Here is a 7894-nt window from a genome sequence, read left to right as displayed (position 1 = left end):
ATTTTGAAGAGAGCGTAAGAGATCATTGACACCCGAGGAACTTAAAGCACAGCTAGACCACCGTGAGCGGCAAATCGAGGCGATCCGCCGCACGAGTGATGCGCTTTTTAACCACCCGAGCGTGGATGCTATGGTGCAGGCGACACTGAAAATCGCGCTGGAGGTGCTCCGGGCCGACTCCGGTACGGTCTATCTCTACGATCCTCAGCACGACACGCTGGTCTTTCGCTATGTCATTGGCCCTATCGCCGACCAGCTCATGGGCAAGTCCATTCCCGCGTCTCAAGGGGTGGCAGGGACGGTCTTTCGCACGGGCACTCCCGCCCTGATTGGCGATGTCAGCAAGCGCGAGGACTTTAATGCCACGGTGGATAAGCGAACTGGTTACCAGACTCAGTCCATGATGACTGTCCCTGTGAAGCGCACCAGCGGCTCCCCGATTGGGGTGATGCAGGTCATGAACCCCACTGTCCCCTTTGCCCAGCACGATCTTGAGGTTCTCGAAGTGCTCTGCGCTCAGGCGGCCACGGGGATCGAGCACGCCCAGCTTTTAGAGGCCCAGCGCAACGCGGAGATTGGCAACCGTGTCGGGGAGATCTCTCATGACATCAAGAACATGATGACTCCTATCGAGACGGGTGTGATGACACTCAACCCGATGCTAGAGGACATGTTTGGGCAGCTCGAAAAAGTGACCAGCACGTGCCCGGAAGAACACTCCTGGGGACGCGAGGTCAGTGATGCCATTGGTGGGGTGGGGAGCCTCTACACCTGGCTCCTCGAAGACCTGCTCACCGCAGCGCAGAGAGTCCGTCGCCGCACCCAGTACATCGCCGGAATGGTCAAGGGCAACCTGCCGCCGCCTATCTTTGAGGAAGGCTCCCTCAACGATGTGGTCAATGATGTGGTCAAGACCCTCAAGCGCACGGCGACCGACAAAGGCATCAGCCTCAAGACGGATTTAGATAAAACGCTCCCCCGCACGCCCTTTGACTATGATCGGTTCTACGACTGTCTCTACAACCTGGTCAACAACGCCCTCCCCGAAACGCCCAGCGGTGGCTCGGTGACCGTGCGCACTTGCGGCCCTCCAGAGCCCGGCGGCAACCTCACCATCGAGGTCGTAGACACCGGGCGCGGCATCCCTGAAGAGATTCGCAAGAAGCTCTTTACCAACCAGGTCGCGACCACCAAAGTCGGTGGCACAGGGCTGGGAACCAGTGTCTCCGCCCGCGTCGCCCGCGAGCACGGCGGCAGTATCCGTGTGGAGAGCGAGCTAGGCAAGGGCTCCAGCTTCATCATCACCGTCCCGCCCGTTCCGCCTGTCCCAGAATCCCCGGCGTAGCTAAGTGAGCATGGTAAATCAGTACACCGGAGCTATACTGAAATCCTGCCATGACAGATTCTTGTGACAAATCACTTTCTCTATTCAAGCTCTTTGGGATCTGGTTCTTGCTGGGGCTTCAGTCGTTTGGCGGTGGTGGGGCGATGCTGACACTGATCCGGCGCACAGTGATCGAGCGCTACGGCTGGCTTACAGAAGAGGAGTTTACGCGGGACTGGGCGCTGTGCCAGGTCTGTCCAGGGATAAATCTCACGGCGTTTACGATTCTGATCGGGCGACGGATTGCAGGAGGCGCGGGAGCCGTGGTTTGTCTAGTGGGGCTCTTGCTTCCCAGTGTGGCCTGCACGATTCTGCTCACGGTCTGGTACTCTGCCCTGCGTGAGTCGCCGCTGATGAAGTCGGCGCTCAAGGCCATCGTGCCCGCTTCGGTGGGGCTGGGGCTGCTGAGTGCCTACGAGGTGGCGCGGCCTGTGGTGCGAGAGAGTGCGCTGGAAGGGAGAGGCTGGCTTTTTCTGGCTCTCGTATTGCTGATCGGGAGCGGGGTGGCGCTCTTCTGGCTCAGGCTACCCGTGGTGTACGTTCTTATTGGCGCGGGGTGTCTGTCTGCGCTGGCGTCTGCGAGGCGCTCTTTGTGAACCTGCTCCTACTTTTTTTGCTGACGCTCAAGGCTTCGCTCTTCTCAACGGGGGGCATGGGCAATGTCCCCAGCCTCCACGACGACCTCATCGCCCGAGGTGCGGTCACGGAGCGCCAGCTTGCCGAGGCGCTCGCGGTGGGGCAAGTTTCCCCTGGCCCCAACGGGCTCTGGGTGGTGAGCCTGGGCTACCTGCTCGGCGGGCTTCCGGGAGCGCTCTGGACACTCGCCGCGATCAGCCTACCGCCGCTGCTCATTCTTGTGGTGGAGCGGCTCTACCGAAAAGTGCAGGAGCATCCCGCCGTCGAGGGATTTATTCGTGGCCTTGCGCTGGCGGTCAGCGGGGTGTTTGTCGTGGTGCTCTACCGGATCTTGCAAGGAAATGGGCTAGATGTTAAGAGCGTGCTGATCGTCACCGTAAGCTTTGCCCTCGGAGCCAGCAAGCGCATCCCCGTGATCGTAATCCTCGCCCTGGCCGCGATCTTCGGCATTGCTTTTTAGAGCGTGGCGAAGTAGGCGATGCTCTCATCCAGAATCCGCCACTCTTCAGCACTGACCATCTCCGATCTCTCGCCGCGCTCCCAGGCGCTAGAGTAGGGTTCGTCTTGAGGTAGGCCCTTTGCCCAGAGAGTCTGAAGTGCAGGAATTAACGTCCGCACATCGCGCTCGGGGTACTCGGCCCACCAAGAAGATTCGAGAAGCGGGATGGTGCGTGTGGCCTGCGCAGCGATCTCGATGCCGGGCAGCAGATGGGGAAAACCGTTGCTGTGTACGATCTCCAGAATCTTGGGAAAGTCCACGACGCCCGTCCCGGCGGCGCAGCGCACCAGACGATAGCCTTCGGGGGCAAAGTGAATCGTGTAGTCTTTGCAGTGGATATGGCGGATCAGCGGCGCGAGCGTCTTTGCCGTCTCCACGGGGTCTTCCCCGACCGCCAGCGGATTGCCCGCGTCGAGACACACGCCAAAGGCAGCATGCTCGCCGGTTTTTTCGTAGAGCCAGAGAAAGTCCGAGAGATCGGCGTCCTGGTGGTTCTCAAAAGCCAAACTCAGTCCCAGACTCTCTGCTACCGGAAGGAGCTCTTTAATGCGCTTTGCCAGCGCATCGCGCCGCTGGAGCCAGCCGCCCGGCCCCAGTTTGCGACGGTCGCCGCACAGAATCCCCGAGAGCGTAAAGCGCACCACTTTCGCCCCCGCTCCCGCCGCTTTCTGGAGATACGCCTCCGCGTTCTGCATCTCCAAGACGCTCATCGCCTCCACGACCAGCCGCAAGCCTCGCTCCTCTAAAACATCCCGGAGAGCTTCAGCAGAGAGCTCGGCAGGAAGGGGAATGTCCACGCCCGCAAGATTTCGAGTCTTTGCGGCATCGAGAAGCCCTAGCGGCGAGAGTGGGTTCGGGTTCGGTGTGCCGTCTTTGGTAGGCAGGTAGCCCAGCACGTGCGGCAGAGCGTAGGCGGTCAGGGCAAAGGGAATCGGCGAAGTCGGCATGAGAAATTGTACCCTGCCGTGCCTACTCGTCCAGACTACTCTTGGTGTGACGGGCGCAGACGAAGTGCAGGGCAGCAAGACAAGCCGCCCCGATGCCCCAGAGCAGCACGCCCAAGAAGCCAGGGGCGTCCCGATTGCCACAGCCTACCAGTATTCCCAAAAGCAGCAGGCTGATCAGCAGCCAGCAGAGAGCAATCGTGTACTGACAGGCACTCGCAAGCTGCCGATCTCCTCGCAGGAGCGTGAACGCGCCCAAGAACGACACGAAAGCGAGCGCCCCAAGAACGACACTGAAAGAGTTTTGTCCAGGGCTCAGCAGCCACACGATCAGCAGGCTGCCATAGAGCAGGCACAGGCAAGCGGCAAGTAGCTCCAGCGGCGAGAGACGGGCACGTCTTGGTTGTGGCTCCATGGTCTACTTTACCATCGTGGCTCAGGAACGGCGAATGAGCTGGAGCAGCCCTCCCACAACACAGCCCAGCAGAATCGCAAACGCGATATTGGGGCCTTTCTGAGGGCGTATGGGGGCCGAGGGGACATCGGCCTTCTCGATAATTTTCCCTTTCAGGGGGCTCTCCAGCAGCTCGATTCCCTCTGCCATCACAAAGTTAACTGTCTCCGCGACGGCGCTGGGGTTGTCTCCCTCTGCGGTGATTTCTAGAATGGTGGTGGCCTCGACGCGGCTCACCGTGTAGCTACAGAGACTTTGACCGTTGGTCATAGGCTCTGCCGCTCGTTTTCGCACCAATTTGGTCTTGAAGTGCTCCACGGTATTGTTCAGAACCAGAAGCAGCGACACATCACTGAGCGAGAGGGTTTTATCTTTTGAGGAGACTTCCACGCGCCCCGATGCCTGGTAGACCAGGGGCTGAAACAAGGTGATGCAGATTCCCAAAAATGCGATGCTGCCCGCAGGAATCCAGAAAGGGACGAGTGGGCGGCTGGTGTAGCTCGGCTCAGGGCGCGGTGGCTGCGGGTTCTTGGTGATCGTCGCCTCAAAGATACGATCCCATAGCGCGACACTGGTCTCGGCGCGTGCGGTTTGCGGCAGAGCTGCCCAAAGCAGGCTGGCTTGCTGAAGCTCACGAGCCAGTGCCGGATCAGTGGTGGCCTGCTTGCGGAGCTCACGCTCCTCTGCTGGGGAGAGCTGCCCGCTGACGAGCTGCACAATTTTGTCGGTCATCTGTCCATTCCCTCACTCTCACACAGGAGTTTTCGCATGCGCTTCGTGGCTTCGAAGACGCGCCACTTGACGGTGCCCAGAGGCTCTTCCAGAACCTGCGCCGCTTCTTTGTAGGTCAGCCCTTGCACCCCCACCAGAAGAAGGGCAGCACGTTCTTTTTCCTCAAGACGATCCAGAGCTGCTTCCAGCGTGATGGCTCCCAGGACACCCGATTCAAAAGCGGGGGCGGCATCTTCCTGTGGTGCAGTGCCCGTTTCCTCTCGTCGCCGTCGCTTGCTATCGCGCCAGCGGCGTAGGGCGATCCCAAAGAGCCACGCCTTGGGGGAGCCAAAGCCCTTGTAGCGCAGCCGCGCCTCGTAGGCAGCAATAAAAGTCTCCTGAGCTAGATCTTCCGCCTCCGCCCGGTTGCCCTGGCAGAGTCGGAGGAGAAAGCCCAGGACATTGCCCCCATAGTCCTGGTAGAGCTGACGAAAGGTCTCGTTGTGATCGGTGCGCATAGGATTTACAGAGCTAATGTAGCGCCGTATGGACAAAAAGGTTGGAAATATTTCTCGCCGTCGATTGGAAATGGGCGTCTGCAATGGCGTTCCGCCACAAAGCCACTGCAGACGCCTCATTCTATGGGGCGGATGACGGAGCGACGACGGGAAATTCCGCGATCCGTAGGAGTGTCGAGCCGTAGAGAACGAGCGTGATTTCCTCCGCGGGCGTCGTGACCGCAACGGGTGATTGTGGCAACGGCCCGGCGGCGTGTTTTTCCAGCCCCCACTCGGGGACGCGGTGCCCCGTCGCTTTGATCGTCAGCGTCTCTTTGTCCAGCACCAGCGGCTTGCTCAGATCGAGCGCATAGTTCCACGGCGTCGTCGGGTGCACCTCCCGATCCGCCCACGGCTCCGGGCCATCCGGGCGCACGTCCTGTCCGATCTTCAGTCCAAAGAGCAACGGCCCCACATAGACCGAAACCCCACCCGATGGGCGTTTTGAGGTTTCGACTTCGAACGGAATCTGGATGATCACGGGGGCTTCGGGCGTGAGTGTCACAGTCTTGGGGCCGATGGACTTGCCCACGCCAAAGGTTGGTATCGGCAAGTCCAGGTCGGCGCTTCCGCGTGTTGCTCGAATCGTGACTGTCTCGCCGTAGGGATAGTCGGTTTCGACTACAAATGAGACGGCTTCGGTTGAGACCGTGCAAGGAGCGAGGGAGAGAGCGGCAAGGCTGCCATCGGCACGTTGCATCCAGAGATGACTTGTCAGCTTGGGCCAGCCTTGGTGAAAATTGGCGGTACAACAGCCAAAGTTAGGCTCCAGTCCGAACAAGTTGGAGCGTGGGCCATTTGTGGTGAAGATCGTCTCCTCTTTGATTTTGGAGTCAGTGCAGAGAACTTGGTTCACTTGCTGATCGTACTGGTGGCCCCACATGTCGTCGGTGAAGGTGGCGGGGAGCGCGTTGTAGGCGATGCGCTCGAAACGGAGGGCATCGAAAACATCTCCGTCTTCTGCAAAACGTAGCTCCAGAGAGTACATGGCCTCAACAACGGCGCATAATTCGGTGCCCTGCGACGGGGAGAGGCCGGCCAGCGACTCATCGCCGCTGAACATTCCAGTCGCTTGCCCATGAAACTTTGTAAGTTTATACCAGGCATGAGAGGAGTTTCCAGAGCGGTAAAGCGACTCTTTGAGGGCCATTCCATGGTTGACAACATGATTCTCCAGTGTCCATTTCGTTGCCTTCTCCGTGTGCTTGAAGTTCTCGAAGTGCGCTTGCCAGTTGTAGCCCTGCTCGGCGGCGAGGGCGAGCAGCTCATCGAGCCAGACTTCGCCGGTTTGCTCTTTCAGCCATTTAATCGAGATCGCGAGCTCCATCCAGCGCATCTTGGCCCAGTCCCAGAGCGGGGTTTCGCGCATGACTTCGTGGATGCGCCGCATCGCCTTGAGCATTGCGGGGACAATGCGTGGGTCGCCTGTGGCTTCGTGCCACTGGGTGAAGACTTTGAAGAGAATGAACTGCGGCCAAGGGTCGTTTTTTCTTTCTCCATGGCTCTCGTTGGCGGTGCGGGGACCAAACCAGCCGTCGTCGTGCTGGCCCGCGAGGATGATTTCTAGCCACTCGGTCGCTACGCCAATCAGGCGCTCGTCTTGGAGCAGAAAGGCCAGCGGGACAAAGCCATCAAGCCAGTAGGGGACACGCTCCCAGCCCTCGGCGCTCCCGCCGCGCCACTGGCTGTCTTTGATGTCCGGCCAAAACTCGTGCAGGTGTCCGCCCAGCCCATCGGCCTGTATCTGGAGCTGTTTTCGGAGCCAGCCCGAGGGCAAGATCGCCCCCAGTGGCAAGTGCTTGGCAAACGGCGATACGGTGCTCATCTTGGCATTTTACCTGTGTAAGCTGCCAATTCTACAGGATATCTCAGATAATAGTATGTCTTTTGAATCACGAAAAAAAAATCACGAAAAAATTGTTTTTTTGTTTAGAAACGTCTATAATTTCTCAACCGAAGGAGAGATGAGATGCAGGTAAAGACGAACTTATTTGAAGTAGAGCCCAAGGATTTTAAGATCATTAGAGGAGGTGATACGCAAAACAAATTTCCGGTTCCCTCATGTGAGCCTATTTTTAGACCTCGCGAGCCCAAGGTACCTGTTCAGGTATCATTTAGATCCCTACATGAGTTTTCAAATCGAAAAAGCCAATATCCGCATCAAGGGCCTGTAGTACAGGTGAGTATTGAGGGGAGATTTTTCTGGTTTCTCTTAGATACAGGTGCACCAATTACTTGTGTCCGACGTTCGATCGCTTATGAGATGGGCTGGAAAACACCACCTGCTCATTATCAAGTCAAGAGAGATGCATCGCAAGAATCTAAGGATGAGAAATATAATTTTCTGAATGTAGATAGGATAAAAATAGCTGATGCTGAATTTGCAGGATTGATATACGATATAGATGATTATATATTAGAAAGAATGTCGCTAAGGAAGATAGATGGGATTTTTGGGTGTGATAAACTGACTCAAAAGAAAGTGCATTTTGATTTTCCAAAGAAGAAAATTACTTTTTATCCATCTAATCTTGATTGGGAAAATCTGAAATCAAATCTTAAATTTGATATAGTCTTCGTCAATTTGATAGATGGTAGTTGCAGTGACCAAAACAGGCGGCTCCCAAAGTGGCAGGTATCGCAGCCAGCGCTCTTTCCAACGCACTCTGCCGAGAAGCATCGTCACGAGGGCCTTCACGACGAATCAGT

General features: G+C 57.6%; 9 protein-coding genes. 4 read left to right on the top strand and 5 right to left on the bottom strand.

The features are described from left to right. The first annotated feature begins 25 nt into the window (after window positions 1-25). From RMO15_RS29545 to RMO15_RS29535, 3 genes are read left to right on the top strand one after another with little or no spacing between them, the layout of a single operon-like run. Complete coding sequence (locus RMO15_RS29545; protein ID WP_309721605.1) at window positions 26-1345, top strand: GAF domain-containing sensor histidine kinase; 1320 nt, start codon at window positions 26-28, stop codon at window positions 1343-1345. A 50-nt stretch (window positions 1346-1395) separates the two neighbouring features. Then, on the top strand, window positions 1396-1980 hold the full coding sequence (locus RMO15_RS29540) for a chromate transporter (protein WP_309721602.1): 585 nt from the start codon (window positions 1396-1398) through the stop codon (window positions 1978-1980). Then, window positions 1977-2480: a chromate transporter gene (locus RMO15_RS29535; protein WP_309721599.1), complete on the top strand. Its 504-nt coding sequence runs from the start codon at window positions 1977-1979 to the stop codon at window positions 2478-2480. Before RMO15_RS29540 ends, RMO15_RS29535 begins: the two co-directional genes overlap by 4 nt. Here the strand turns inward: RMO15_RS29535 and RMO15_RS29530 are convergent. The 5 genes from RMO15_RS29530 to RMO15_RS29510 all read right to left on the bottom strand — a co-directional run bounded on the left by RMO15_RS29530 (window position 2477) and on the right by RMO15_RS29510 (window position 7010). After that, window positions 2477-3466, bottom strand: coding sequence for a sugar phosphate isomerase/epimerase (locus tag RMO15_RS29530; RefSeq protein WP_309721596.1), 990 nt, complete (start codon window positions 3464-3466; stop codon window positions 2477-2479). The two genes, RMO15_RS29535 and RMO15_RS29530, sit on opposite strands and share 4 nt — an antisense overlap. A 22-nt stretch (window positions 3467-3488) precedes the next feature. Beyond that, window positions 3489-3878 carry a hypothetical protein gene (locus RMO15_RS29525; protein ID WP_309721593.1) on the bottom strand — a complete coding sequence of 130 codons (390 nt, stop codon included), beginning with the start codon at window positions 3876-3878 and terminating at the stop codon, window positions 3489-3491. 21 nt (window positions 3879-3899) lie between these two features. Beyond that, window positions 3900-4649, bottom strand: a complete 750-nt coding sequence (locus RMO15_RS29520) for a hypothetical protein (protein ID WP_309721590.1) — start codon at window positions 4647-4649, stop codon at window positions 3900-3902. Beyond that, window positions 4646-5146: an RNA polymerase sigma factor gene (locus RMO15_RS29515; protein ID WP_309721588.1), complete on the bottom strand. Its 501-nt coding sequence runs from the start codon at window positions 5144-5146 to the stop codon at window positions 4646-4648. The genes RMO15_RS29520 and RMO15_RS29515 overlap by 4 nt, the downstream gene beginning before the upstream one ends. A gap of 121 nt (window positions 5147-5267) precedes the next feature. After that, window positions 5268-7010: a beta-L-arabinofuranosidase domain-containing protein gene (locus RMO15_RS29510; RefSeq protein WP_309721585.1), complete on the bottom strand. Its 1743-nt coding sequence runs from the start codon at window positions 7008-7010 to the stop codon at window positions 5268-5270. Window positions 7011-7154: 144 nt separating this feature from the next. On the opposite strand from RMO15_RS29510, the gene RMO15_RS29505 reads away from it, so the two are divergent. After that, window positions 7155-7894: retropepsin-like aspartic protease (locus RMO15_RS29505; protein ID WP_309721582.1), on the top strand; the 740-nt coding region annotated here is incomplete at its 3' end.

The sequence above is a fragment of the Armatimonas sp. genome (assembly GCF_031410135.1).
Taxonomy (GTDB): Bacteria; Armatimonadota; Armatimonadia; order Armatimonadales; family Armatimonadaceae; genus Armatimonas.
The sequence above is the reverse complement of the archived record's forward strand: the minus strand, read 5'-3'. Positions and strand labels throughout refer to the sequence as shown.

Excerpts from the sequence above, each read along its gene's own strand:
- RMO15_RS29540 (WP_309721602.1), top strand. The coding sequence starts at position 1,396 with ATGACAGATTCTTGTGACAAATCACTTTCTCTATTCAAGCTCTTTGGG.
- RMO15_RS29530 (WP_309721596.1), bottom strand. The coding sequence starts at position 3,466 with ATGCCGACTTCGCCGATTCCCTTTGCCCTGACCGCCTACGCTCTGCCG.
- RMO15_RS29525 (WP_309721593.1), bottom strand. The coding sequence starts at position 3,878 with ATGGAGCCACAACCAAGACGTGCCCGTCTCTCGCCGCTGGAGCTACTT.
- RMO15_RS29520 (WP_309721590.1), bottom strand. The coding sequence starts at position 4,649 with ATGACCGACAAAATTGTGCAGCTCGTCAGCGGGCAGCTCTCCCCAGCA.
- RMO15_RS29515 (WP_309721588.1), bottom strand. The coding sequence starts at position 5,146 with ATGCGCACCGATCACAACGAGACCTTTCGTCAGCTCTACCAGGACTAT.
- RMO15_RS29510 (WP_309721585.1), bottom strand. The coding sequence starts at position 7,010 with ATGAGCACCGTATCGCCGTTTGCCAAGCACTTGCCACTGGGGGCGATC.